Below are 25,469 nucleotides of genomic sequence, written 5' to 3' on the forward strand. Positions count from 1 at the left end.
TTCCCGGCCCGGGGTGGGCGGTCGCCGGTCCCCGGTACCCGGTCCCGGGGGGGGGGGGGCCCGGGGGGGGGGGCCCCGCCCGGGGGCCCCCGTCCGGTGGGGTTACAGCGTGGCCGCGGCCGACTTGATCGCGGCGGCGAAGGTCGAGACCTCCGTGTACACGCCGGGGTAGCCGGCCCGCGCGCAGCCCTCGCCCCAGCTCACGATGCCGACCTGGATCCAGGCGCCGGCGTTGTCCTTGCGGAACATCGGGCCGCCGGAGTCGCCCTGGCAGGTGTCGACCCCGCCCTGGCTGTAGCCGGCACAGATCTCCTCGGACGGGACGAGGTCGCTGCCGTAGGAGGCCTGGCACGAGGCGTCCGAGACGAAGGGCACGTTGGCCTTGAGGAGGTAGCGCTGCTGCGCTCCGCCCTCGCGGGCCGCGCCCCAGCCGGCCACGGTGAAGGTGCCGCTGTTGTAGGCGGTGGTCTCGGCGATCTTGAGGTTGGGCAGCGAGGTGATGGGGCTGGCGAGCTTGATGAGGGCCCAGTCCTTGCCCTTGCCGTTGTAGCCGGGGGCCTGGAGGACCTTGGTGGAGCGGACCTTGATGGCGCTGGACGACTGGAGGTCCACGACGCCGGCGGTGGCGGTGATGGAGGTGTTGTTGCCGGAGCCGCTGACGCAGTGGGCCGCGGTGAGGACGACCTGCGGGCTGATCAGGGAGCCTCCGCAGCCCATGGAGAGCCTGACCATCCAGGGGAACTCGCCCTGGGCGGCGCGGGTGCCGCCGACGACGGGGGCGGGGGCCGCGGTGGCGGAGGAGACGGGCTGGAGGCTGAGGGCGGCCAGGGCGACGGCGCCGGCTGCGGCGAGTTTCTGCAGGGTGCGGACGAGTCGGTTCTGCACGGTCTGCCTTCTCTCGTGTGGGGGGTTCCTGCATGGGGGGTGCGGCCCTGACGGTGGGTCACGCACGACGCAGTAATGACATGCGCTCGTCAAGGCATGTCCGGATTATGGACAGCCCTCAACTGCCGCCACAAGAAAGCCTTTTCGGCCAGAACCCGGAGTCGGACCGTACAGTGGGAGCGGGGGTGGAGCGCGCATGACGGACCGCCGCGGGGCCGACCGGGTCGGCGAGGACACCCATGGGGTGGAACACGGCTTCCCCCACCGGGAGGCCGTACGGGCCTCGCTCACCGCGCTCTACCGGCGCCTCGGCCCCACCGGCGTCGACCGGTACGCGGCCAGCGTCACCGCCGCCGACGTGGCCCTCTTCCCCGGCGAGGACCCGCTCCTCGGCGCCACCCGGGTGGCCGGCGCCCTGGTACGCCACCTGCGCCTCCCGGAGGCCCGGATGGTGGTGTCGTTCCGGCGGATGGAGCACGCCGCCACCGTCGAACCCGCCGCCGGGCCCGAGTACTTCGTCGAGCTCAACGAACGCTTCCGGGACCGCCCCCGGGACATCGGCGCCGCCCTCGCCCACGAGATCACCCACATCCTGCTCCACCGCCTCGACCTGGGCTTTCCCGACACCGGGCGGAACGAGATCCTCACCGACGTCGTGACCGCCTACCTCGGCGCGGGCTGGCTGCTTCTCGACGCCTTCCGGCAGGACGGCGCGGAGAGCCAGAAGCTCGGCTACCTCACCCCGGAGGAGTTCGGCTGGGTGCTCGCGCAGCGGGCGGAACTCTTCGGCGAGGACCCCTCCCCCTGGTTCACCAGCGCGGTCGCGTACGAGGCCTGGCGGCGGGGCCGGGCCGAGGCCGAGCGGGAGCGAAGGCTGCCGCCGCTGGCCGGGGCGGGCTGGGCCGACCGCCGCCGCTACGCCCGGGAGCGGCGCCTGGGCCGGGCCGCGCCCGGCGCCCCGTACGCCTTCGACGGCGGCGCCCCGGCGAGCGGGGTCGCCTTCCCCTGCCCGGTCTGCCGCCAGCGGCTCCGCGTCCCGGCCGGCCGGAGCCTGCGGGCCCGGTGCCGGCTGTGCGGGACGGTCCTCGACTGCGCCGGGTGACCGTCCCGCCGGGAGGAAATCCCCCGCCCCACCCGCCTTCGACCGGGACAATGCGGGCATGAAGCGGAGTTTCGAGGAACTGGTGGCGGAGGCCGAGGCGGCCCCGATGGAGGGCTGGGACTTCTCCTGGCTCGACGGACGGGCCACCGAGGAGCGCCCCTCGTGGGGCTATCAGCGGCTGCTGGGCGAGCGGCTCGGCCGGGCCTCGGCCGCGCTGGACATCCAGACCGGCGGCGGGGAGGTGCTCGCCGGGGCGGGGAGACTGCCCCGGCTGACGGCGGCGACGGAGTCCTGGCCGCCGAACGTGGCGAAGGCGACCCGGCTGCTGCACCCGCTGGGCGCGGTCGTCGTCCACGACGAGGACGAGCCGCCGCTGCCCTTCGGCGACGCCGCCTTCGACCTGGTCGTCAGCCGCCACCCGGTGACGGTGTGGTGGGCGGAGATCGCGCGGGTGCTGCGGCCCGGCGGCACCTACCTCTCCCAGCAGGTGGGCCCGGCCAGCGTCTTCGAACTGGTCGAGTACTTCCTCGGGCCGCAGCCGGAGGAGGTCCGGCGCGCCCGGCACCCCGAGGACGCGCGGCGGGACGCCGAGGCGGCCGGCCTGGAGGTGGTGGAGCTGCGGGCGGAGTCGCTGCGGACCGAGTTCCGGGACGTGGGCGCGGTGGTCTGGTTCCTGCGGAAGGTGATCTGGATGGTGCCGGGCTTCACGGTGGAGGCCTACCGCGACCGGCTCCGCGAGCTGCACGGACGGATCGGCCGGGAAGGCCCCTTCACGGCGACCACGACCCGCTTCCTCGTCGAGGCCCGCAAGCCCTGACCCGGCCGGAACGGATTTGCGCCGAGTGCGGACGGCGGGTCAGGGTCGGTACATGAGCACGCTGTTCGAGGCCATCGCCGCCGGGGACGAGGACGCGGTCGTCCGGGCACTGCGGGCGGGGGCCGATCCCGGCGCCGCCGACGACGACGGGGAGACCGCCCTCTACCGGGCGGCGGTCGCCGACGAGCCGGGGATCGTGCGCCTGCTGCTCGCCGCCGGCGCCGACCCCGGCCGGCCCGGCGGCCCGGACGGCGGCGACCTGCCGCTCTGCGGGGCGGCCTGCGGCGGCCACGCGGGGACGGTGCGGGCGCTGCTCGCGGCGGGCGCCGACCCCGACCAGGAGGAGGAGTTCGGCTTCACCGCGCTCGCCTGGGCGGTCCGCCTCGGCCACGCGGAGACCGTACGGACGCTGCTCGACCACGGCGCCGACCCCGACCGCCCCGGCCCCGACGGACTGGCCCCGCTGGCGGCGGCCGCCCGGCGCGGCTCCACCGCCTGCGTACGGGCGCTGCTCGACCACGGCGCGCGGGGCGTCGCGCCCGCGCTGCGGGAGGCCCGGCGGTGGATCGGCGTGGACGTGGCGGCCGAGCTGCGGCGCGGCCTGGTCGCCGGGCACGACAGCGGGGAGACGTACGAGGCCGTGGTACGCCGGGTACGGGAGGACGGCGGCGTCACCGTCGTCGTCGAGCTGCTGCGGGAGGACGGCCGGCCCGGGCGCGGCGACGAACGGCAGACCGGGCACGCGGCCGTCGCGACCCTCCTGGAGGCGGCGCTCGGCCGGCGCGCCCCGCACGAGGAGCTGGCCGCGCGGGCGCTGCGCTGCGGGGATCCGGAGCTGGACGACTGGACGACGGCGGAGGCCGAACTCGCCGGGCGGGCCGACGAGGAGACCTTCGTGGCGGCGGCGGGCTGGTGCGCCTACCGCGATCCGCTGCGGCAGGCCCTCGGCGCGCGGGTCCTGGGCGCGCTGCCGGGGTTCGCGGCGAGCGCGGTGCCGGTGCTGCGGCGGCTGGCGGCGGAGGCCGCGGGTCCGGGCCGGGAGCCGGTGCTCTCGGTGGTGACGGCGCTCGGGGCGTGCGCGGATCCGGCGGCGGTGCCCGAGCTGCTCGGCGCGGCGGACCACCCGGACCCCGAGGTGCGGCGGGCGGTGGCGGGCGCGCTCGCGGGGCTCGTGCCCGCCGGTCACCTGGAGGCGCTCGGGGTGCTGCTCGGCCTGAGCCGGGACGGGGACGCGCGGGTGCGGGACTGGGCGGTGCTGGCCCTCGCCGAGCTGCCGGACGACATCCCGCTCGTACGGGAGGCGCTGGCGGAGCGGCTCGCCGACCCCGATCCGGAGACGGCGGCGGAGGCGGCCCGGGGCCTGGCGATCCGCCAGGATCCGCGGGCGGTGGACGCGCTGGCGGCGGTCCTGGCGGACGGCGACCCGGACGGCGCGCCCCGGGAGACGGCGCTGGCCGCCCTGGAGTTCGTGCGCGACGCCCGGGTCAGGACCCGGCTGGAGTGGACTCCCCCGCGCCGTCGCTGACGGCGCGGGCGGGGCGCCCGCTCCGGTGCCCTCCGGCGCCGCCGGACGCCGCGGGGGTGCGCTTCCCGGCCGGCGCCGTCGAGCGGCGGCGCGCCGCGACGCGCGGGATCTCCGGACGGAGCGGTCGGCACGACCCTCCCGTCAGGCCCCCTCGGGCTGCTACCTTCCCCCTCGACGTCACCTAACTAATGTTTGGTGGAAAGGAAGTCCGCCGTGCCCCTGTCGAGACGCGCCCTGCTGAGCACCGCCGGCGCCGCCGCCGTCCTGGCGACGGTCGCCCCTCCGGCCGCCGCCCGCCCCAGGACCGGCGGCCCCCTCCGCCAGATCCCCCTCCAGGGCGCGGTGAACCTCCGCGACCTGGGCGGATACCCCACCTACGACGGCGAGCGGGTCCGCCACGGCCTCGTCTACCGGAGCGACCACCTCGGGAAGCTCACCGACGCCGACCTGATCACGCTCGGCGGACTCGGACTCGCCCGGGCCGTCGACTTCCGGATCCCCCTGGAGGTCGGATACGACGGCGCCGACCGGCTCCCCGCCGGAGTGGCCGCCGCCCCGCGGCCCATCACCGACAACGGCCTCTTCGGGCGGCTGACGGCCGCGATCGGCTCGCGCGACCCGGTGCTGCAGGAGCAGATGCTCGGCGGCGGGCGGGCGGCCGCCTTCATGTCGGACGTCTACCGGACCTTCGTCACCGACGCGGCCAACCGCGAGGCCTTCGGACGGACCCTGCGCGAACTCGCCGCGCCCGGCTCCGGCCCGGTGCTCTACCACTGCACCTCGGGCAAGGACCGCACCGGCTGGGCCAGTTGGCTGCTCCTGCGGCTGGTCGGCGTGCCGGAACGGCTCGCCACCGAGGACTACCTGGCCTCCAACACCCTCCGCGCCGCCCACGACGCCCGGGTCCGCGAGGGCCTCAGGCAGGGCGGCCTCATGCAGAACCCGGAGCTGATCGCGCCCCTCCAGGAGGTCCGCCGGGAGTACCTGGACACGGCCCTCGGCGAGGTCCGCGCCGGCTACGGCAGCCTGTACCGCTATGTGACGGCCGGCCTGGGCCTGGACCCGCGCACCCTGTCGGGTCTGCGGGAGCGGCTGGTCGGCTGACGCGGGCGCGGCGCGGCCCGTGCGGGGGCCGCGCCGCACCCGCGTACGACGTGGGTGTCGGGGTGTCAGCCGCCCACGGCGATGCCGTCCAGGACCATCGACAGGTACTGGCGGGCGATCTCGTCGGGGCTGTGCCGGCCGCCCGGCCGGTACCAGGAGGCCGCGACCCAGACGGTGTCGCGGACGAAGCGGTAGGTGAGCCGGACGTCGAGGTCGGCGCGGAACACGCCGTCCGCCACCCCCCGCTCCAGGGTGCCGAGCCACGCCTTCTCGAACCTGCGCTGCGAGTCGGCGAGGTAGTGGAAGCGGGGCAGGTCGGTGAGGTGCCGGGACTCCTTCTGGTAGATGGCGACGGCGGCGCGGTGCCGGTCGATCTCCCGGAAGGACTCGGTGACGAGGGCCTCGATGCTCTCCCGGGGGCCGAGACCGGCGGCGAGGACGGCGTCGTACCCCTCCCAGAGCTCGGTGAGGAAGGTCGAGAGGATCTCGTCGAGCATCGACTCCTTGGAGTCGAAGTGGTAGTAGAGGCTGCCGGCGAGCATGCCGGCGGCGTCCGCGATCTTGCGGACGGTGGTGGCGTTGTACCCCTGGGCGGCGAACACCTCGGCGGCGGTGTCGAGGAGTTCCCGGCGCCGCTCGGGCGCGGCGGCGTTCACCTGGTTCTTCTTCTTGGTCGCTGACACCCGCCCATTGTCGTCGCTCCGGGGGCGCCCGGCGGCGCCCGGCCTCCGGGGCCCGCACGGCCGCGGCTCAGGCGTCCTCGCGCGGCGGCGCGTCGTCGTTGCCGCGCCGCAGGGTGCGGGGGGCGCGCCCGGGCCGCCAGGTGGTGAAGCAGATCTCCTCGCCTTCCACCCAGGTCCGCACCACCTCGGCGGGCTCCGCCCGGAAGAGGTGGAACGGCAGCGGCGCCCCGGCCTCGGCGGCGTACCGCGCGACCACGTCCGGGTCCGTGACCTCGACGGCCCGGCCGGAGACGCGGACGTCCCCGCCGCCCATGTCCGTGCCGGCACCGGGGTTGGCGAGCAGCGCGAAGCGGGGGTCGCGGCGCAGGTCGAGCGCCTTGCGGGAGTTCGGCATCATCCCGAGCCACAGCTCGCCGCCCCGGAAGTCGGCCTCGATCCCGCTGAGCCGCGGCGAGCCGTCCTTCCTCAGGGTGGCGAGGGCGTGGTGGGTGTACTGCCCGAAGCGCTCGCGCACGGTGGCGGCGAGCGCGGGTTCGGCGGCCTCGAAGGCCGCCCAGGTGGTGGTGCCGGTGTCCGTCATGCCTCCAGCAGACACCGGATACCCGACACCTACTGTCCGGATTGCTCCGGACGGCCCGCGGGGTTCAGGAGTCGCCGCGCTCCGCCTTGCTGCGCTCCACGCAGAACTCGTTGCCCTCCGGGTCGGCCATCGTCGCCCAGCCCGTGCCGTCGGGCTTCCGGTGGTCGCCGACGAGGGTCGCGCCGAGGGCGAGCAGCCGCTCGACCTCCTCGTCGCGGGTGCGGTCCTGCGGCTGGATGTCGAGGTGGACGCGGTTCTTGACCGTCTTGGGATCGGGGACCCGGATGAAGAGGAGCCCGGCGCCCTCCGACTGCACGAGGGCCTCGGGGTCGCCGGGCAGGTCGTCGTCGGAGAGCTTGCCGTCGAGCACCTTCGCCCAGAACTGGGCGAGGGTGTAGGCGTCGGCGCAGTCGATGGTCACGTGGCGTACGAGAGAACTCATGCGCCCATGATCTCCCCGGGTTCCGGCCGTGGCCATCGATTTCAGGAACGGACGATGCCCTGGGCGCGGGCGGCGGCGAGCCAGCGGGGGAACTCGGCGACCAGGCGGTCGTACAGCTCCGCGTCCGCGACCCGGCCGGGCTCCCTCCCGGCGTGGAAGAAACCGGAGTTGTCGACGCACCGCCGCTCGGGGACGGCGAGTTCGTCGAGCCGGCGCAGGAAGTCGAACTGCTTGCTGCCGGGGTCGCCGAAGCCGACGAACTGCCAGAAGAGCGGCAGCCGGGCCGCCTTGCAGACGTACCGCTCGGCGGCGAGCCGGTTGATGGGACCGCCGTCGGTCTGGAAGACGACGAGCGCGGGCGCGGTGGCCCCGCTGTCGAGGTAGTGGTCGATGACGGCGTCCATGGCGAGGTGGTAGCTCGTCTTGCCCATGTGACCGAGGCCGGCGACGATCCGGTCCACCCGGCCCCGGTGGTCGTCGAGCCGGATCTCGGTCTCGGCGTCGACGTCGGTGGAGAAGAAGACGACCGGCACCCGGCCGTCGTCGTCGAGCTGGGCGGAGAGCCCGAGGACCCGGTCGGCGAGGGCCTGGACGCTGCCGTCCTTGTAGTACGGCTTCATCGAGCCGGAGTAGTCGACCACCAGGTAGACGGCGACGCGCTGCCCGTCGACGCCGTGCCGGCGCAGCGACTCCCCCGCCGACTTGTAGAGGCTGACCAGCGCGGGCGCGGTCTCCTCCACCTTGCGCAGGCTCAGTGCCATGTCAGCGCTCCCCCTCGGTTCTCTCGGCGCTCGTCTTCTCTGCGCTCGTCTTCTCTGCGCTCGTCTTCTCGATGTCGGCGAGCATGGCCTCGGCCAGGTCGCGTTCCGCCGCGTAGTACCGCTCGGCCCAGGTCAGGGTGAGCCGCGGGTACGCCCACGCCTCCTCGGTCCCGGCCTCCGCCGCGTCGGCGGCGGCGCGGCTCCGCAGGGTCTCGGACCGGTCGCGGTGGCCGGCCAGGATCTCCCGGACCCGGTCGGGTTCGAGGAGGTGGCCGAGCCAGAGCCGCAGCAGCGGCCCGTGCTTGAGGACGGGCGGGTCGACGGGGGCGGTTCCGGCCCAGGCGCGGACGGCGGCGAGGCCCTCGTCGGTGATGCGGTAGATCCGCTTGTCGCGGCTGCCGGACTCGGGCGGGACCAGGCGGGAGGTGGCGTAACCGGCTGTCTCCAGGCGCCGCAGCTCACTGTAGATCTGACTGAAGGACGGGCTCCAGTAGAAGAGCCCGAGCGAGCGGTCGGCCCATTTCTTGCAGTCGTATCCGGACAACTCCTGGCCGAAGGAGAGCAGTCCGAGCACCGCCCAGCTCGTCGCGGGAAGTCCGGGCACGGTCGCGTCGTCGTCCTCCACGGACCGCAGTGTACGGCTCTTCCTCCTCCCCCCTATGCCTGCTAGAAGTATTCCTGTCAGGCATACAAGGCCGTCAACGGGAGGAGCAGCCCGTGAAGTTCTCCATGATCTTCGAAGCACAGCTCGTCGACCCGACCCCCGCCCGCGAACACCAGGTGATCCGCGACTGCGTCGAACAGGCCGTCCTCGCCGAGGAGTTCGGCTTCGACCGGATCTGGGCGGTCGAGCACCACTCCCTCACCCGGTACGCGCACATGAGCGCCTCCGAGATCTTCCTGACCTGGGTGGCGGCCCGCACCGAACGCATCCGCGTCGGCCACGGCGTGGTCACCATGCCGTTCGGCTACCAGCACCCGGTGCGGGTCGCCGAACGGACCGCGATGCTCGACGTGCTCTCCGGCGGCCGGGTCGACATCGGCGCCGGCCGGGGCGCGACCCGCCAGGAGATGCGGATGTTCGGGGTGCGCCCCGAGGACACCCGCCCGCAGACGGAGGAGGCGCTGCGGATCCTCGCGGCGGCCTGGCGGGAGGAGGAGTTCGAGTGGCACGGCACCCTCGACATCGGCCCCGGCGCGGTCCTGCCCCGCCCGGCGCAGACCCCGCACCCGCCGCTCTTCATGGCCTGCTCGCAGCACGACTCGCTCCGGCAGGCCGCCGAACTCGGCGTCGGCGCGCTGGTGATGGGCTTCTCCGGGGCCGAGGACGTGGCCGCGATGCGGCGGGTGTACGACGACGCCATCGCCGCCCGCGACGGCTCCCGGTTCGTCTCCACCGAGGTCAACGACCACTTCTCGGCGCTCTGTCCGACGATCGTCCTGGACGACGCGGCCCGCGCGCTGCGGCTCGGCACCCGTGGCCAGCGCTTCTTCGCCGAGTCGATCGCGCACTGGTACGGCGGCGCGCCCGCGCCCACCGGGTACGCGGAGGACGAGGACCACGCCGGGGCGCTCGCCGAACAGCGGGAGAGGCTGGTGGCCCGGCTCCACGAGGCGGACGTCCCGGCCAGGCCCGTCGACACGGGCGTGTACGACACCGACCACGCCTACGGCGACGCGGAGACGGCGATCGCCTACGTGGACCGCCTGCGCCGGATCGGCGTCGACGAGGTGATGTGCCTGATCCAGATGGGCACGGTGCCGCAGGAGGTCTGCCTGGAGACGATCCGGCAGTGGGGCGAGAAGGTCGTCCCGCGCTTCCGGGCGCCGGCCGCCGGCGCGCGGGGAACGCGCAGCGACGCCCGCCCCTGAGTCCTTGGTCGGGGACAGGGCGGGCGTCGCTCAGTTCCGCACGTCGTTGTACGGGACATCCGGGGGTGCGTCAGACCAGCAGGGACCGGTCCGTCGGGCGGATCGGGGCCGGCAGGGAGCTGGCGCCGGTGAGGTAGCGGTCGACGCCGCGGGCGGCCGAGCGGCCCTCGGCGATGGCCCAGACGATCAGCGACTGGCCGCGGCCGGCGTCACCGGCGACGTAGACGCCGTCGACGTTGGTGGCGAAGTCCGCGTCACGGGCGATGTTGCCCCGCTCGTCGAGGTCGACGCCGAACTGGGCGACCAGGCCGTTCTGGACGTCCGTGCCGGTGAAGCCCATGGCGAGGGTGACCAGCTGGGCGGGGATCTTCCGCTCGGTGCCCGGCTTCTGGGTCAGCTTGCCGTCGACGAACTCGACCTCGACGAGGTGGAGGAACTGGACGTTGCCGTCCTCGTCGCCCTCGAAGTGGGTGGTGGAGACGGAGTAGACCCGCTCGCCGCCCTCCTCGTGCGCCGAGGTGACCTTGTACAGCATGGGGAAGGTCGGCCAGGGCTGGTTGGCGTTCCGGTCCTCGCCCGGCCTCGGCATGATCTCCAGCTGGGTGACGGAGGCCGCGCCCTGGCGGTGGGCGGTGCCGACGCAGTCGGCGCCGGTGTCGCCGCCGCCGATGACGACGACGTGCTTGCCCTCGGCGGTGATCGGCGGGGCCACGAAGTCGCCCTCGACGACCTTGTTGGCGAGCGGCAGGTACTCCATCGCCTGGTGGATGCCGGCCAGCTCCCGGCCCGGGACGGGCAGGTCACGGGCGGTGGTGGCGCCGGCGGCGACCACGACCGCGTCGAACCGCTTGCGCAGGTCGGTGGCGGTGATGTCGCGGCCGACCTCGACGCCGGTGCGGAACTTGGTGCCCTCCGCGCGCATCTGCTCGACGCGGCGGTTGATGTGCCGCTTCTCCATCTTGAACTCGGGGATGCCGTAGCGCAGCAGACCGCCGATGCGGTCGGCGCGCTCGTACACGACCACGGTGTGGCCGGCCCGGGTCAGCTGCTGGGCGGCGGCGAGACCCGCCGGGCCGGAGCCGATGACGGCCACGGTCTTGCCGGAGAGCCGCTCGGGCGCCTGCGGCGTGACGTCGTTGGCGTCCCACGCCTTGTCGATGATGGAGACTTCGACGTTCTTGATGGTGACGGCCGGCTGGTTGATGCCGAGCACGCACGCCGACTCGCACGGAGCCGGGCACAGGCGGCCGGTGAACTCCGGGAAGTTGTTGGTGGCGTGGAGGCGCTCGGACGCCGCCGACCAGTCCTCGCGGTAGGCGTAGTCGTTCCACTCGGGGATCAGGTTCCCGAGCGGGCAGCCGTTGTGGCAGAACGGGATGCCGCAGTCCATGCAGCGGCCGGCCTGCTTGCTGATGATCGGCAGCAGGGAGCCGGGGACGTAGACCTCGTTCCAGTCGCGGACGCGCTCCGCGACGGGGCGGGTCTCGGCGACCTCGCGGCCGGTGGTGAGGAAGCCCTTCGGGTCAGCCATGGGTCGCCGCCTCCATCATCTTCTCGGTGGTCTCCTGCTCGGAGAGACCGGCGAGCTCAGCGGCGTCCTTGGCGGCGAGCACTGCCTTGTACGTGGTCGGGATGATCTTGCTGAAGCGGCTCACCGCCGCGTCCCAGTCGGCCAGGAGCTTCTCGGCCACGGTCGAGCCGGTCTCCTCCTGGTGGCGGCGCACGACGTCGTGCAGCCAGGCCTCGTCGGCCTCCGACAGGGTCTCGACCGCACCCTGGTTGCCGGAGTTGACGTGGTTCGGGTCGAGGTCGACGACGTAGGCGACGCCACCGGACATGCCCGCCGCGAAGTTGCGGCCGGTCTCGCCGAGGACGACCGCGGTGCCGCCGGTCATGTACTCGCAGCCGTGGTCGCCCACGCCCTCCGAGACGACCAGGGCGCCGGAGTTGCGGACGCAGAAGCGCTCGCCGGTGCGGCCGCGCAGGAACAGCTCGCCGCCGGTGGCTCCGTACGCGATGGTGTTGCCCGCGATGGTGGAGTACTCGGCCAGGTGGTCGGCGCCCCGGTCGGGACGGACGATCACACGGCCGCCGGAGAGGCCCTTGCCGACGAAGTCGTTGGCGTCGCCCTCCAGGCGGAGCGTGACACCGGCCGGCAGGAAGGCGCCGAAGGACTGGCCGGCGGAGCCGGTGAAGGTGAGGTCGATGGTGTCGGCCGGGAGACCGGCGCCACCGAACTTCTTCGTCACCTCGTGGCCGAGCATGGTGCCGACCGTGCGGTTGATGTTGCGGATCGCGACCTGGGCGCGGACCGGCTGGGCCTGCTCGGCGGAGGCGGCGTTCAGCGCCTCGGCGGCGAGCTGGATCAGCTCGTTGTCGAGCGCCTTCTCCAGGCCGTGGTCCTGCTCGATCAGGGCGTGGCGGACCGCGCCCTCGGCCAGCTCCGGCACGTAGAAGAGCGGCTCCAGGTCCAGGCCCTGCGCCTTCCAGTGGGAGACGGCGCGGCTGGTGTCGAGCAGCTCGGCGTGGCCGACGGCCTCCTCGATGGTGCGGAAGCCCAGCTCGGCGAGGAGCTCGCGGACCTCCTGCGCGATGAACTCGAAGAAGTTGACGACGTACTCGGCCTTGCCGGAGAAGCGGTCGCGCAGGACCGGGTTCTGGGTGGCGATGCCGACCGGGCAGGTGTCGAGGTGGCAGACGCGCATCATGACGCAGCCGGAGACGACGAGCGGCGCGGTGGCGAAGCCGAACTCCTCGGCGCCGAGCAGCGCGGCGATGACGACGTCGCGGCCGGTCTTCAGCTGGCCGTCGGTCTGCACGACGATCCGGTCGCGCAGGCCGTTGAGCAGCAGCGTCTGCTGGGTCTCGGCGAGGCCGAGCTCCCAGGGGCCGCCCGCGTGCTTCAGCGAGGTCAGCGGGGAGGCGCCGGTGCCGCCGTCGTGGCCGGAGATGAGGACGACGTCCGCGTGGGCCTTGGACACGCCGGCCGCGACCGTGCCGACGCCGACCTCGGAGACCAGCTTCACGTGGATGCGGGCCGACGGGTTGGCGTTCTTGAGGTCGTGGATCAGCTGGGCCAGATCCTCGATGGAGTAGATGTCGTGGTGCGGCGGCGGCGAGATGAGGCCGACGCCCGGCGTCGAGTGACGCGTCTTGGCGACCCACGGGTAGACCTTGTGGCCGGGCAGCTGGCCGCCCTCGCCGGGCTTGGCGCCCTGGGCCATCTTGATCTGGATGTCGTCGGCGTTGACCAGGTACTCGGAGGTGACGCCGAAGCGGCCGGAGGCGACCTGCTTGATCGCGGAGCGGCGCGCCGGGTCGTACAGGCGGTCCGGGTCCTCGCCGCCCTCACCGGTGTTCGACTTGCCGCCGAGCTGGTTCATGGCGATGGCGAGGGTCTCGTGCGCCTCCCGCGAGATGGAGCCGTACGACATGGCTCCGGTCGAGAAGCGCTTGACGATCTCGGAGACCGGCTCGACCTCGTCGACGGAGATCGGCGTACGGCCCTCCGCGAAGCCGAACAGGCCGCGGAGCGTCATCAGCCGCTCGGACTGCTCGTTCACCCGGTCCGTGTACTTCTTGAAGATGTCGTACCGCTTGTTCCGCGTGGCGTGCTGGAGGCGGAAGACGGTCTCCGGGTCGAAGAGGTGCGGCTCGCCCTCGCGGCGCCACTGGTACTCGCCGCCGATCTCCAGCGCGCGGTGCGCGGAGGCGATGCCGGTGGCCGGGTAGGCCTTGGCGTGGCGGGCGGCGACCTCCTGGGCGACGACGTCCAGGCCGGCGCCGCCGATCTTGGTGGCGGTGCCGTTGAAGTACCGGCCGACGAACTCGGCGTCGAGGCCGACGGCCTCGAAGACCTGGGCGCCGCGGTAGGAGGCGACCGTGGAGATGCCCATCTTCGACATGACCTTGAGGACGCCCTTGCCGAGGGCGTAGATCAGGTTGCGGATGGCCTGCTCGGGCTCGACGTCGCTGAGGAAGGTGCCGGCGCGGAGCAGGTCCTCGACGGACTCCATGGCGAGGTACGGGTTGACCGCCGCGGCGCCGTAGCCGATGAGCAGGGCGACGTGGTGGACCTCGCGGACGTCACCGGCCTCGACCAGCAGACCCACCATGGTGCGCTGCTTGGTGCGGATGAGGTGGTGGTGGACGGCCGCGGTGAGCAGCAGCGACGGGATCGGCGCGTGCTCGGCGTCGGAGTGCCGGTCGGAGAGGACGATCAGGCGGGCGCCGCCCTCGATGGCCGCGTCGGCCTCGGCGCAGATGGCCTCGATGCGGGCGGCGAGGGCCTCGCCGCCGCCGGAGACCCGGTAGAGGCCGGAGAGCGTGGCGGCCTTCATGCCCGGCATGTCGCCGTCGTGGTTGATGTGGATGAGCTTGGCGAGCTCGTCGTTGTCGATCACCGGGAAGGGCAGGGTGACGCTGCGGCAGGAGGCCGCGGTCGGGTCGAGCAGGTTGCCCTGGGGACCGAGGGAGGAGCGCAGCGAGGTGACGAGCTCTTCACGGATGGCGTCCAGCGGCGGGTTGGTGACCTGCGCGAACAGCTGGGTGAAGTAGTCGAAGAGCAGCCGGGGGCGCTCGGAGAGGGCCGCGATCGGGGAGTCGGTGCCCATGGAGCCGATCGGCTCCAGGCCGCTGCGGGCCATCGGGGCGAGGATGACGCGGAGCTCTTCCTCGGTGTAGCCGAAGGTCTGCTGGCGGCGGGTGACCGAGGCGTGGGTGTGCACGATGTGCTCGCGCTCGGGGAGGTCGGAGAGCTCGATCTCCCCGGTCTCCAGCCACTCGGTGTAGGGCTGCTCGGCGGCGAGGCCGGCCTTGATCTCGTCGTCCTCGATGATGCGGTGCTCGACGGTGTCGACGAGGAACATCTTGCCGGGCTGGAGGCGGCCCTTGCGGACGACCTTGGCGGGGTCGATGTCGAGGACGCCGACCTCGGAGGAGAGGACGACGAGGCCCTCGTCGGTGACCCAGTAGCGGCCGGGGCGCAGACCGTTGCGGTCGAGGACCGCGCCGACCTGGACGCCGTCGGTGAAGGTGACGCAGGCGGGGCCGTCCCAGGGCTCCATCATCGTGGAGTGGTACTGGTAGAAGGCGTGCCGGGCCGGGTCCATGGAGTCGTGGTTCTCCCACGCCTCGGGGACCATCATCAGGACCGAGTGCGGCAGCGAGCGGCCGCCGAGGTGGAGCAGCTCCAGGACCTCGTCGAAGGAGGCGGTGTCGGAGGCGTCCGGCGTACAGATCGGGAAGATCCGGTCCAGGCCCTTGCCGTCCCGGCTCTCGCCGAAGACGTCGGTGGCGAGCTGGGCCTCGCGGGCGGTCATCCAGTTGCGGTTGCCCTTGACCGTGTTGATCTCGCCGTTGTGGGCGACGAAGCGGTACGGGTGGGCGAGCGGCCAGCTCGGGAAGGTGTTGGTGGAGAACCGGGAGTGGACGAGGGCGATGGCGGAGGCCAGGCGCCGGTCCGACAGGTCCGGGAAGAAGGGCTCCAGCTGCCCGGTGGTGAGCATGCCCTTGTAGACCAGGGTGCGGGCGGAGAGCGAGGGGAAGTACGTCGCGGCCTCGCGCTCGGCGCGCTTGCGCAGCACGAACGCCTTGCGGTCCAGCGCGATGCCGGTGGACTCGCCGTCGGTCACGAAGACCTGGCGGAAGACCGGCATGGTGGAGCGGGCGGTGGCGCCGAGCAGGGCCGGGGCGACGGGGACCTCGCGCCAGCCGAGGACGGTGAGGCCCTCGTCGGCGGCGATCGTCTCGATCGCGGCGGCGGCCTCGTCGGCGGTGTCGACGGGGAGGAACGCGGTGCCCACCGCGTAGGCGCCGGCCGCGGGCAGCTCGAAGTCGGTGACCTCGCGGAAGAAGGCGTCCGGGACCTGGAAGAGGATGCCGGCGCCGTCGCCGGAGTCCGGCTCGGAGCCGGTGGCGCCGCGGTGTTCGAGGTTGCGCAGTACGGTCAGCGCCTGCTCGACCAGCGCGTGGCTGGCAACACCGGTGAGGGTGGCCACGAACCCGACACCACAGGCGTCGTGCTCGTTACGGGGGTCGTACATGCCCTGGGGGGCGGGGCGACCGTCCATGGGCGACCAGGCGTCGGAACGCATCGGCTCTCCCGTCGTCGTCGTGGCTGGGGGCACCTCCCAGACGACGTCTGGGGGAGCAGCTGCCGAGGGACGACGTTGGCCCTCCGCGAAATTTCGTGCAGGTTACATGATGGAGCGTTTCTCGCCTAGCGGATAGCTCGTTCCAGCATGCGGACACCTCCGACACGGAGCGGTGGTGCGCGTTCACCTGTTCTCTCTGGATGCGGCGGCAGTGACTGCACCGTGACTGCTCCGCGGGGGACGGAACCGTACCGGTCCGTCTCGGAAGGGCTTCGTTGCCCAACGACGCTTCTGCCTCTTTCCCGTTGGTCACGGGTTCGAAACCGCCGGGTAACCGGCTACATATGTGGCGTCCTGCATAGTGTCTCACCGCCGCGAGGATTCCGACCAGGGATATTCGTCACAGCGAGGATGCGGCTTAAGTCCCGAAAAGTCACCCCGGAAAGTCCGAAAGGCCCCTTGAGGGGGCCTCGCGGACCTGAAGGCCGGTTCGGATTCCGTTTCCTCCGACCCGTGACCGGAGCGCGTCCCGCACCCCGGCCGGCGCGCGGCTAGAGGGCGGCGCCGAAGACCATCCCCAGGCCGTACGTGACCGCCGCCGCGGCACCGCCGAGGAGCAGCTGGCGCATGCCGCTGAACCACCAGCCGCGGGCGGTGACCCGGGCGACCAGCGCGCCGCAGGCGAAGAGGCCGAGGAGCGCCAGGAGGACGGCCGGCCAGAGCGCCGTCGCGCCGAGCAGGTACGGCAGCAGGGGAAGCAGCGCGCCGAGCGCGAAGGAGCCGAAGGACGAGACGGCCGCGACGAGGGGCGACGGCAGGTCGTCGGGGTCGATGCCGAGCTCCTCGCGGGCGTGGATCTCCAGCGCCTGCTCCGGGTCCCTCGACAGCTGCATGGCGACCTCGCGGGCGAGCGCGGGCTCGACGCCCCGGGAGACGTAGAGGGCGGCCAGCTCCTCCATCTCGTCGATCGGGTGCTTGCGCAACTGGCGGCGCTCCACGTCCAGTTCGGCCTGGACGAGCTCGCGCTGCGAGGCGACGGAGGTGTACTCGCCCGCCGCCATGGAGAAGGCGCCGGCCGCAAGGCCGGCGAGGCCGGTGACGACGATGGTCTGCGAGGAGACCGAACCGCCGGCGACGCCGGTCATCAGGGCCAGGTTGGAGACGAGTCCGTCCATCGCGCCGAAGACCGCGGGCCGCAGCCAACCGCCGTTCACGTCACGGTGGGTGTGGTTGTCGCGGTGTGCCTCGTGCAGTGGCGCCTGGGCTTCGATGATGGACATGGTTCTCCCCTCGTTCCGGCGGGCCGGGTCGCACCCGCCGCCCCCAACACCCTCGAAAATACGCGCGATGTAAGGGGCCCGCCAGCAAGGCAGGCCGTACTTACTAAGGCCCGCCTCAGTGTGGGAAGCCTTGCCTGACGCGCCCTCAAACAGCCGGTTCGCCACGGACGGACGGGTGACAGACGGGTGACAGAAGCCGCCGACCGGCGAGTCGTCGGCCCGTCGTGGCACAGATCCAGGCGAAGGGGTACCGCCGAAGCGGTACCCGCACCGAGGGAAGGGGCGCGGAGATGGCGGCCACCACATGCGACACCCGGGAACGGGCGAGGGGGGCGCTGCTCGGCCTCGCCGTCGGCGACGCGCTCGGCGCCCCCGCCGAGAACATGAAACCCTCCGAGATCCGCCGCCGGTGGGGGCGGATCGAAGGCTTCCTGACGGACCGCCCGGCGGGCACCGACGACACGGAGTACGCGATCTTCTCGGCCCTGCTGCTCGCCCGGCACGGCTCGGCGCTCACCGTCGCCCACGTCGAACGGGCCTGGCACCACTGGATCGCCGACCTCGACGAGGGACCCTTCCGCGGCGCCGGCTTCTCCGAGCGCGGCACCCTGGAGAACCTCCGGCGCGGCCTGACGGCCCCCATCTCCGCCCAGCACCGCCACGCCTGGTCGGACGGGCTCGCCATGCGGGCGGCGCCCTTCGGCGTCTTCGCGGCCGGCCGCCCGGAGGAGGCGGCGCGGCTCGTCGCCATCGACGGCAGCGTCAGCCACGAGGGCGAGGGCATCTACGGCGGCCAGGCGGTGGCCGCGGGCGTCGCGGCGGCGATGTCGGGCGCCACCGTCACCTCGGTGATCGCCGCGGCCCTCTCGGTCATCCCCATGGACTCCTGGACGGCCCGCTCGCTGCGCCGCGCGGTGGTCGCGGCCCAGCGCGTCCAGCCGGACCCGCTCACCCGCGAACGCCAGGTCCGCTCCGCGGTGGTCATCGGCGGCTACCCCTGGACCGACCTGGCCCCGGAGGCGGTCGGCCTCGCCTTCGGCGCCTTCGCGGCGGCCCGCGGCGACTTCCGCACGGCGGTCCTGACGGCCGTGAACATGGGCCGCGACGCGGACACCACGGCCGCGGTGGCCGGCGCCCTGGCCGGCGCGGCGGGCGGCATGGCCGCGATCCCCGAGGAGTGGGCCTCCGCCATCACCCCGGTCACCGGCAGCTGCCTCCCCACGATGCGCGGCCACCACGTCCTCGAAGTAGCCGACCTCCTCACCCAGGAGCCCACCCCATGAGCGCCCCCACCACGCCCCGCCCCGTCGCCCCCGTCGCCCCCGTCGACCCCGCCCCCCGCCCCCCGGGCGGCACCGGCGCCTGGAGCCCCACGCGGGAGGCCCCGCGGCCGGACGCCCCGGCCCGGGCGGGCCGCGACCGGGTCGAGGGCCTCCTCCTCGGGCTCGCCGCGGGCGACGCCGCCGGCTGGCCCGCCGCCCGGCACCGCGCCGCCCGCATGCCCGAGTGGACCCGCCGCCTCACCCGCGAGCTCGACACCTTCGCGGAGCAGAACGCCACGACCACCCTCCCCGTCCCCATCGCCCTGAACCAGCCCCCCGAGCCGCTCCGCCTCGGCCCCTCCGACGACGCCGAGTGGGCGGCGTTCACGGCGGAGGCCGTACTCGCCGCCGCCGGGCCCCTCTTCGCCGCCCTTCCCGCCGAGCGCCGCCTCCGCGCCGCCGTCGACCTCGCCTGGAACCACCTCGCGGGCCAGGTCGCCGCCGCGGCGGACCGCGCCCCCGAGATCGAGTCCGCCGTCCTCCCCCTCCGCGCCCGCATCTCCGTCCGCGCCGGCCTCGGCAACCTCGCGACCGGTCTGCGCCCGCCCGCCACCGGTCACGACAACCCGCACTACTTCGACGACGCCGCCTGCGTCCGCGCCGCCGTCCTCGCGGTCGTCCACCCCGGCGACCCGCGCGCGGCCGCCGGACTCGCCGAGTTCGACGCCCGGTACACCCAGGACGGCGACGGCGTCCACGGCGCCCGCGCCACCGCCGCGGCCGTCGCCGCGGCCCTCGGCGGCGCCGACCCCGACACCGCCGTCGCCGCCGCCCTCGCCGAACTCCCGCCCGTCACCGAGATCGGCCGCAACGCCCGTCACGCCGTGAAGCTGGCCCGCACCGCCGACACCGCCTTCGAACTGGTCCCCCTCCTGGAGCACCAGATCGTCGACCACGTCTACAGCTACGGCATCGCCGCCGCCGAGACCGTCCCCGTCGCACTCGCCCTGACCGTCGCCGCGCGCGGCGCGATGACCGCCGCGGTCCCCGCCGCCGCCTGCCTCTCCCGGGTCGCCGACTCCGCCCCCGCGCTCGCCGGCGCGCTCACCGGCGCGCTGGGCGGGGGCCGTTCGGTCCCGGCCAGCTGGCGGGACGCCTGCCGGACGCTCTCCGGCTGCGCGCTCCCCCGTCTCGCCGGCACCGACCTGGTGGAACTCGCCGGGCTCCTCGGAGCCACGGAACCGACGCCTCCAGGTGGACAATTCAGACATGACACCCACACTGGATGACCGGATCACCGGAAGTCTCCTCGGGGCCGCCGTGGGCGACGCCCTCGGCGGACCCGTGGAGGGGTACACCCCCGAGCAGATCGCCGAACGCCACGGCGGCAGGGTCACGGGCGTCGTCGGCCCCTGGAACGGCGACGCCTGGCGCACCGCCCGCCCCATCGCCCCGTACCACAAGGGCGACGGGCACGTCACCGACGACACCCTGATGACCCACGCGCTGATCCGGGTGTACGAACGGGTCCGCGACCACCTCGACGCGTACGCGGTCGCGGACCACCTCGTCCCCGAACTCATGGGCTCCCCCGTGTGGATCCCCGAACTGGAGGCGGAGGCGCTCCCCCTCCAGCGGATCTTCCTCGCCGAGAAGTGGCTCGTCGCCCGCCTCCACTACGGACACCACGACCCGCGCGAGGCCGGCACCGGAAACATCGTCAACTGCGGCGCCGCGATGTACATGGCCCCGGTCGGCCTGGTCAACGCCGCCGACCCGCACGGCGCCTACGCCGAGGCCCTCGACGTCGCCGGCGCCCACCAGTCCTCGTACGGCCGCGAGGCGGCGGGCGTCTTCGCCGCGGCGGTCGCGGCGGCCTGCGCCCCCGGCGCCACCCCGCGCACGGTCGTCGACACCGCGCTCGCCCTCGCCAAGGACGGCACCCGCGCCGCCATCGAGGCCGTCGCCGAAGTCGCCGACCGGCACCGCGACTTCGAGTCCGCCCTCGCCCCGCTGCGCCGGGCGGTCGCCCCGTACGACTCCGTCGGCCCCGACTACCGCGAGCCGGGTCTCGACGCCCGCCGCCCCTCCCGCCTCCACTCCATCGAGGAGCTGCCGATCGCGCTCGGCATGCTCCTGGTCGGCGAGGGCGACTACCGCCGTACGGTCCTCGGCGCGGTCAACTACGGCCGCGACTGCGACTCCATCGCCACCATGGCGGGCGCGGTCGCCGGCGCCCTGCGCGGCGAGGCGGCCGTCCCCACGGACTGGGCGAAGCAGGTGGCCGAGGCCAGCCGCCTGGACCTCCACGCCCCGGCGCGGGCCCTCGCCGCCGTGGGCGACGAGATCTTCGCCCGCGACACGGCCCGCCGCCGCGCCCACGAGACCGCCCGCGCCGCCCTGACGGATCCGGCCCGGTGACGGACCGCGTCCGGTCCGGCCCCCGCGCCGGCACGGCACCCGCCCCCGGCGGGCGGCTCGCGACGAGCACGCCGCGCCGGACGTCCCCCGCGAGCACGCCCGCGGAAGCGCCCCCCGGGGACACCGTCGCGGCGCAGCCGCCGCCCGCCGGGCGGGCGCCCGCCCCCGTCCGGCTCACCTGGGTGCAGCCCGAGGACCTCGTCGGGCACGAGCTGCGGCAGGCGGCCGAGGACGGGCGGGACGCCCGGGAGATCGCGGCCCGCTGGTACGCGGCCGGCGGACACCCCGCACCGCCGGCCGCCGGCGCCTCGCCCCGGCCCCGGCCGGACCTCCGCCCGCTCGCCGGGGAACTGCTCGACGAACTCGCCGCCCTTCCCTCCCCCCTGGCCCCCGACGAGCCCACCGCCCTCGACGCGATCGTCGCCGCCTGCCCCGACTGGCCCGCCCCGCCACCGGGCGCCGCGCCGCCCCGCCGCCCCGACCACCCCGGCCCGCCCGCCCGGGACCCCGCCCTCCGGGACCGGCTGCACGCCGCCTGGCTCGGGCGGGCCGCCGGGTGCCTGCTCGGGAAGCCCGTCGAGAAGCTGCCGCTCGACGCGATCCGGGCGCTCGCCCGGGCCACCGGGAACTGGCCGCTGGACGACTGGTTCACCGCGCGCGGGGTGCCGCCGGAGCTGCTGGCGGCGCATCCCTGGAACCGGCGCTCCGCCGGCACCTCGCTCGCCGAGAACATCGACGGGATGCCCGAGGACGACGACCTCAACTACCCCCTCCTCGCCCTGCTCCTCCTCCGCCGTCACGGCCGCTCCTTCACCACCGCCGACGTGGCCCGCCTCTGGCTGGACGAACTCCCCGCCGGCCGGACCTTCACCGCCGAGCGGATCGCCTACCGCAACCTCCTCGACGGGGTCGAGCCCCCGCTGACCGCCGTCCACCGCAACCCCTTCCGGGAGTGGATCGGCGCCCAGATCAGGGCCGACGTCCACGGCTGGACCCACCCCGGCGACCCGGCCGCGGCCGCCGCCCAGGCCCACCGGGACGCCGTCCTCAGCCACACCGCCGCCGGCGTCCACGGCGCGATGTTCGTCGCCGCGACCCTGGCCGCCGCCGCGGGCGGCACCGGCGACGTGCACGGGGCGCTCGCCGCCGGTCTCTCCGTCGTCCCGCCCCGCTCCCGGCTCGCCGAGGCCGTCCGGTACGGCATCGCCACCGCCCGCGCCGTCCCCCGACCCGACTCCCTCGTCGACCGGCTGCACGCCCGGTACGGCGGGTACCACTGGGTCCATGCCGTGCCGAACACCGCGCTGCTCGCCGCCGCCCTCACCCACGCCGACGGCGACTTCACGCGCTCCGTCTGCGCGGCGGTCTCCGGCGGCTGGGACACCGACTCCAACGGCGCCACCGCCGGCTCCGTCGCCGGTCTCCTCGCCGGCCACCCGGACCGGCTCCCGGACCGCTGGACCTCCCCCCTGAAGAACCGGCTCGCGACCTCGGTGCCGTCCTTCGACGGCATCGGCTTCGACGCCCTCGCCGACCTGACCCACCTGGAGGCAGTACGCCCATGACCAGCATCGTGGTACTCGGGAGCACCAACATGGACCTCGTCGCCTACGTGGCGAAGGCCCCGGCCCGCGGCGAGACCGTCACCGGCCGCTCGTTCCGCACGATCCCCGGCGGCAAGGGAGCCAACCAGGCGGTCGCCGCCGCCCGCGCCGGCGGCGAGGTCGCCATGATCGGCGCGGTCGGCTCCGACGAGTTCGGCCACCGGCTCCGGGACGTCCTGGAACACTGCGCCGTCGACACCGACCTCCTCCGCACCGTCGAGGGCCCCTCCGGCACCGCGCACATCGTCGTGGACGACGAGGGCGGCAACGCGATCGTCGTGGTCCCCGGCGCCAACGGCACCGTCACCTCCCTCAGCCGGGGCGACGAGGCCCTGATCGACGGCGCCGACCTGCTCCTCCTCCAGCTCGAACTCCCCCTCTCCGTCGTCGTCGACGGCGCCGCGCACGCCCGTCGGCGCGGGGTGCGCACCGTCCTCACCCCGGCCCCCGCCCAGCCCCTCCCGCCCGAACTCTTCGACGTCACCGACCTGCTGGTGCCCAACGAACACGAGGCCACCGCCCTCACCGGCCGCACCGACCCGTACGCCGCCGCCATCGCCCTCCTCGACGCCGTCCCCGAGGTGGTCGTCACCCTCGGCGCGGCCGGCTGCCTCTACGCGGCGCGCGGCGCGGAGCCGCTCACCGTGCCCGCCCCCCAGGTGCGGGCCGTGGACACCACCGCGGCCGGCGACACCTTCGTCGGCGCGCTCGCGGTCGCCCTCGGCGAGGGGCGCCCCATGCCCCGGGCCCTGGCATGGGCGGGCACGGCCGCCGCGCTCTCCGTCCAACGCGAGGGCGCCTCGACCTCGATGCCGTACCGCGTCGAGATCGACGCGGCCCCCGGCGCCCCCCAGTCCCTGGAGGCCGATCCCGCATGACCACCGCCCCCTCCGCGCAGGTCCCGCCCCTCCGGGGGCTGCGCGTCCTCGATCTGGCGACGCTCTTCGCCGGACCGCTGGCCGCCATGATGCTCGGCGACTTCGGCGCCGACGTCGTCAAGGTCGAGCACCCCCGCAAGCCGGACCCGTCCCGCGGCCACGGCCCCGCCAAGGAGGGCGTGGGCCTGTGGTGGAAGGTCCTGGGCCGCAACAAGCGGACCGTCACCCTCGACCTGTCCACCCCCGGCGGCCGGGACGCCCTGCTCCGGCTGGCCGCCGACGCCGACGTGATCGTGGAGAACTTCCGCCCCGGCACCCTGGAGCGCTGGGGTCTGGGCTGGGAGGAGCTGTCCACGGTCAACCCCCGGCTGGTACTGACCCGGGTCACCGGCTTCGGCCAGTTCGGGCCGTACGCCCACCGCCCCGGCTTCGGCACCCTCGCCGAGGCGATGAGCGGCTTCGCCGCGATCACCGGCGAACCGGACGGCCCGCCGACCCTGCCCCCCTTCGGCCTCGCCGACTCGATCGCCGCCCTCGCCACCGCGTACGCGGTGATGACCGCGCTCACCGCGAGGACCACGACCGGCCGCGGCCAGGTGGTCGACATGGCCATCATCGAGCCGATGCTCTCCGTCGTCGGCCCCCACCCCCTCTGGTACGACCAGCTCGGCTACGTCCAGCCGCGCACCGGCAACCGCTCCCGCAACAACGCCCCCCGCAACACCTACCGGACCTCCGACGGCTCCTGGGTGGCCGTCTCCACCTCGGCGCAGTCCATCGCCGAGCGGGTGCTGCGCCTGGTCGGCCGCCCCGAACTGATCGACGAGCCGTGGTTCGCCGACGGCACGGGCCGGGCCGCGCACGCCGAGCTCCTCGACGAGGCCGTCGGCTCCTGGATCGCGCGCCACACCCGCGACGAGGCCATGGCCGCCTTCGAGAAGGCGGAGGCCGCGATCGCCCCCGTCTACGACGTCCGGGACGTCCTGGCCGACCCCCAGTACCAGGCGCTCGGCACGGTCACCGAGGTCCCGGACCCGGAGCTGGGCCCGATCCGCATGCAGAACGTGCTCTTCCGGCTCTCCGAGACCCCCGGCGGGATCCGCTGGGCGGGCCGGCCGCACGGCGCCGACACCGACGAGGTCCTGACCGCGGCCGGCTTCGCTCCGGCCGAGATCAGCGCCCTGCGCGCCCAGGGGGCGGTATGAGCGCCCCGGGGGCCGTGGACGGCCGGCGACACCGCGGCCGTCCCCTCCTCACCTGGCTGTACGCCCCCGGCGACCGCCCCGGGGTGGTCGGCAAGGCGCTCGGCTCCGGCGCCGACGTGGTCATCGTGGACCTGGAGGACGCGGTCGCCCCGGGCCGCAAGGCGTACGCCCTCGACGCCACCGTCGATCTGCTCTCCGACGCCCATCCCGTCCCGGTGCACGTCCGCATCCACACCCCGCGCGACATCCCCGTCCTGGCCTCCCTCCCCGGCCTCGGCGGTCTCCGTGTCCCCAAGGTGACACACCCCTCCGACATCCACCGGATCAGCGAACTCGCGCCCGGCCTCCCGCTCTACCCGCTCCTGGAGAACGCCCTGGCCGTGGAGCAGGCGTACGCCATCGCCACCGCCCATCCGGCGGTCCGCGGCCTCTCCCTCGGCGAGGCCGACCTCCGCGCCGACCTGGGCGTAGGGGAGGACGGCGGGCTCGACTGGCCGCGCAGCCGGATCGTGGTCGCCGCCCGGGCCGCGCGGCTGCCGCCGCCGGTGCAGTCGGTCCACGCGGACATCGGCGACCTCGACGCGCTCGCCGCCGGCTGCGCCCGGGGCCGGGCGCTCGGCTTCCTCGGCCGGGCCGCCATCCACCCCCGCCAGCTCCCGGTCATCGAGCGGGCCTATCTGCCGACCCCGCAGGAGGTCGACGCGGCCCGCGCGGTGGTGGCGGCGGCCGAGACCGACCGGGGCGCGCTGGCCCTGGCGGACGGCCGGTTCGTGGACGCGGCGGTGGTGGCGGGCGCCCACCGGGTCCTCGCCCTCGCGGAGCGCGTCGGCTGATCCGTGCCCGGGCATGCGCGAGGGCCGCCGGGGGCCCAGAGGGGCCGGCCGGCCCCCGCCCGGCCGGGGGGGGGGGGGGGCGCCCCGGGGGGGGGGGAGCGCGCCGCGCCCCGCCCCCGC

General features: G+C 74.5%; 20 protein-coding genes and 1 pseudogene. 12 read left to right on the forward strand and 9 right to left on the reverse strand.

What is annotated here, in order from left to right; all coding sequences use genetic code 11:
- Positions 1–102 precede the first annotated feature (102 nt).
- Positions 103–885 carry a S1 family peptidase gene (locus tag ACFQ8C_RS29435; RefSeq protein WP_383463101.1) on the reverse strand — a complete coding sequence of 261 codons (783 nt, stop codon included), beginning with the start codon at positions 883–885 and terminating at the stop codon, positions 103–105.
- A gap of 196 nt (positions 886–1,081) precedes the next feature.
- Here ACFQ8C_RS29435 and ACFQ8C_RS29440 point away from each other — a divergent pair, with 196 nt between their 5' ends.
- From ACFQ8C_RS29440 to ACFQ8C_RS29455, 4 genes are all read left to right on the forward strand, one after another.
- Positions 1,082–1,987 carry a hypothetical protein gene (locus ACFQ8C_RS29440; RefSeq protein WP_383463104.1) on the forward strand — a complete coding sequence of 302 codons (906 nt, stop codon included), beginning with the start codon at positions 1,082–1,084 and terminating at the stop codon, positions 1,985–1,987.
- Between the two features lie 58 nt (positions 1,988–2,045).
- On the forward strand, positions 2,046–2,804 hold the full coding sequence (locus ACFQ8C_RS29445) for a methyltransferase domain-containing protein (RefSeq protein WP_383463106.1): 759 nt from the start codon (positions 2,046–2,048) through the stop codon (positions 2,802–2,804).
- Positions 2,805–2,856: 52 nt separating this feature from the next.
- On the forward strand, positions 2,857–4,329 hold the full coding sequence (locus ACFQ8C_RS29450; protein ID WP_383463108.1) for an ankyrin repeat domain-containing protein: 1,473 nt from the start codon (positions 2,857–2,859) through the stop codon (positions 4,327–4,329).
- 213 nt (positions 4,330–4,542) lie between these two features.
- Positions 4,543–5,433, forward strand: coding sequence for a tyrosine-protein phosphatase (locus tag ACFQ8C_RS29455; RefSeq protein WP_383463112.1), 891 nt, complete (start codon positions 4,543–4,545; stop codon positions 5,431–5,433).
- Between the two features lie 65 nt (positions 5,434–5,498).
- On the opposite strand, the gene ACFQ8C_RS29460 is transcribed toward ACFQ8C_RS29455, so the two are convergent.
- The 5 genes and pseudogenes from ACFQ8C_RS29460 to ACFQ8C_RS29480 all read right to left on the reverse strand — a co-directional run bounded on the left by ACFQ8C_RS29460 (position 5,499) and on the right by ACFQ8C_RS29480 (position 8,524).
- A complete protein-coding gene (locus ACFQ8C_RS29460) occupies positions 5,499–6,116 on the reverse strand; it encodes a TetR/AcrR family transcriptional regulator (protein ID WP_383463113.1) in 618 nt (205 codons plus the stop codon).
- A gap of 67 nt (positions 6,117–6,183) precedes the next feature.
- Positions 6,184–6,696: a pyridoxamine 5'-phosphate oxidase family protein gene (locus ACFQ8C_RS29465; protein WP_383463116.1), complete on the reverse strand. Its 513-nt coding sequence runs from the start codon at positions 6,694–6,696 to the stop codon at positions 6,184–6,186.
- Positions 6,697–6,772: 76 nt separating this feature from the next.
- Positions 6,773–7,138, reverse strand: a pseudogene (locus tag ACFQ8C_RS29470) (VOC family protein); the annotation flags it as partial.
- Positions 7,139–7,179: 41 nt separating this feature from the next.
- A complete protein-coding gene (locus tag ACFQ8C_RS29475; RefSeq protein WP_383463118.1) occupies positions 7,180–7,899 on the reverse strand; it encodes a VWA domain-containing protein in 720 nt (239 codons plus the stop codon).
- Position 7,900: 1 nt separating this feature from the next.
- Positions 7,901–8,524, reverse strand: coding sequence for a PadR family transcriptional regulator (locus ACFQ8C_RS29480; protein ID WP_383463121.1), 624 nt, complete (start codon positions 8,522–8,524; stop codon positions 7,901–7,903).
- A gap of 92 nt (positions 8,525–8,616) precedes the next feature.
- Between ACFQ8C_RS29480 and ACFQ8C_RS29485 the strand changes: the two genes are divergently transcribed.
- Positions 8,617–9,771: an LLM class flavin-dependent oxidoreductase gene (locus ACFQ8C_RS29485; RefSeq protein WP_383463123.1), complete on the forward strand. Its 1,155-nt coding sequence runs from the start codon at positions 8,617–8,619 to the stop codon at positions 9,769–9,771.
- A 70-nt stretch (positions 9,772–9,841) separates the two neighbouring features.
- Here ACFQ8C_RS29485 and ACFQ8C_RS29490 read toward each other — a convergent pair whose 3' ends face one another.
- From ACFQ8C_RS29490 to ACFQ8C_RS29500, 3 genes are all read right to left on the reverse strand, one after another.
- On the reverse strand, positions 9,842–11,302 hold the full coding sequence (locus ACFQ8C_RS29490) for a glutamate synthase subunit beta (protein WP_383463125.1): 1,461 nt from the start codon (positions 11,300–11,302) through the stop codon (positions 9,842–9,844).
- Positions 11,295–15,866 carry a glutamate synthase large subunit gene (gene gltB, locus ACFQ8C_RS29495; protein WP_383463128.1) on the reverse strand — a complete coding sequence of 1,524 codons (4,572 nt, stop codon included), beginning with the start codon at positions 15,864–15,866 and terminating at the stop codon, positions 11,295–11,297. Before gltB ends, ACFQ8C_RS29490 begins: the two co-directional genes overlap by 8 nt.
- 551 nt (positions 15,867–16,417) lie before the next feature.
- Positions 16,418–17,146, reverse strand: coding sequence for a VIT1/CCC1 transporter family protein (locus ACFQ8C_RS29500; protein ID WP_383463131.1), 729 nt, complete (start codon positions 17,144–17,146; stop codon positions 16,418–16,420).
- A 290-nt stretch (positions 17,147–17,436) separates the two neighbouring features.
- On the opposite strand from ACFQ8C_RS29500, the gene ACFQ8C_RS29505 reads away from it, so the two are divergent.
- From ACFQ8C_RS29505 to ACFQ8C_RS29535, 7 genes are all read left to right on the forward strand, one after another.
- Positions 17,437–18,429 carry an ADP-ribosylglycohydrolase family protein gene (locus ACFQ8C_RS29505; RefSeq protein WP_383463133.1) on the forward strand — a complete coding sequence of 331 codons (993 nt, stop codon included), beginning with the start codon at positions 17,437–17,439 and terminating at the stop codon, positions 18,427–18,429.
- Positions 18,426–19,697, forward strand: a complete 1,272-nt coding sequence (locus ACFQ8C_RS29510; protein WP_383463136.1) for an ADP-ribosylglycohydrolase family protein — start codon at positions 18,426–18,428, stop codon at positions 19,695–19,697. Before ACFQ8C_RS29505 ends, ACFQ8C_RS29510 begins: the two co-directional genes overlap by 4 nt.
- Positions 19,678–20,829, forward strand: a complete 1,152-nt coding sequence (locus ACFQ8C_RS29515) for an ADP-ribosylglycohydrolase family protein (RefSeq protein WP_383463139.1) — start codon at positions 19,678–19,680, stop codon at positions 20,827–20,829. Before ACFQ8C_RS29510 ends, ACFQ8C_RS29515 begins: the two co-directional genes overlap by 20 nt.
- A gap of 182 nt (positions 20,830–21,011) precedes the next feature.
- The gene (locus ACFQ8C_RS29520) at positions 21,012–22,394 is read left to right on the forward strand and encodes an ADP-ribosylglycohydrolase family protein (RefSeq protein WP_383463149.1); all 1,383 of its coding nucleotides are present in this window, start codon (positions 21,012–21,014) and stop codon (positions 22,392–22,394) included.
- The gene (gene rbsK / locus ACFQ8C_RS29525; RefSeq protein ID WP_383463142.1) at positions 22,391–23,311 is read left to right on the forward strand and encodes a ribokinase; all 921 of its coding nucleotides are present in this window, start codon (positions 22,391–22,393) and stop codon (positions 23,309–23,311) included. Before ACFQ8C_RS29520 ends, rbsK begins: the two co-directional genes overlap by 4 nt.
- A complete protein-coding gene (locus ACFQ8C_RS29530; RefSeq protein WP_383463145.1) occupies positions 23,308–24,516 on the forward strand; it encodes a CaiB/BaiF CoA transferase family protein in 1,209 nt (402 codons plus the stop codon). The genes rbsK and ACFQ8C_RS29530 overlap by 4 nt, the downstream gene beginning before the upstream one ends.
- Positions 24,513–25,349: an HpcH/HpaI aldolase/citrate lyase family protein gene (locus ACFQ8C_RS29535; RefSeq protein WP_383463147.1), complete on the forward strand. Its 837-nt coding sequence runs from the start codon at positions 24,513–24,515 to the stop codon at positions 25,347–25,349. Before ACFQ8C_RS29530 ends, ACFQ8C_RS29535 begins: the two co-directional genes overlap by 4 nt.
- Positions 25,350–25,469: the final 120 nt, after the last annotated feature.

This window comes from Streptomyces sp. NPDC056503, assembly GCF_042794995.1.
Lineage (GTDB): Bacteria > Actinomycetota > Actinomycetes > Streptomycetales > Streptomycetaceae > Streptomyces.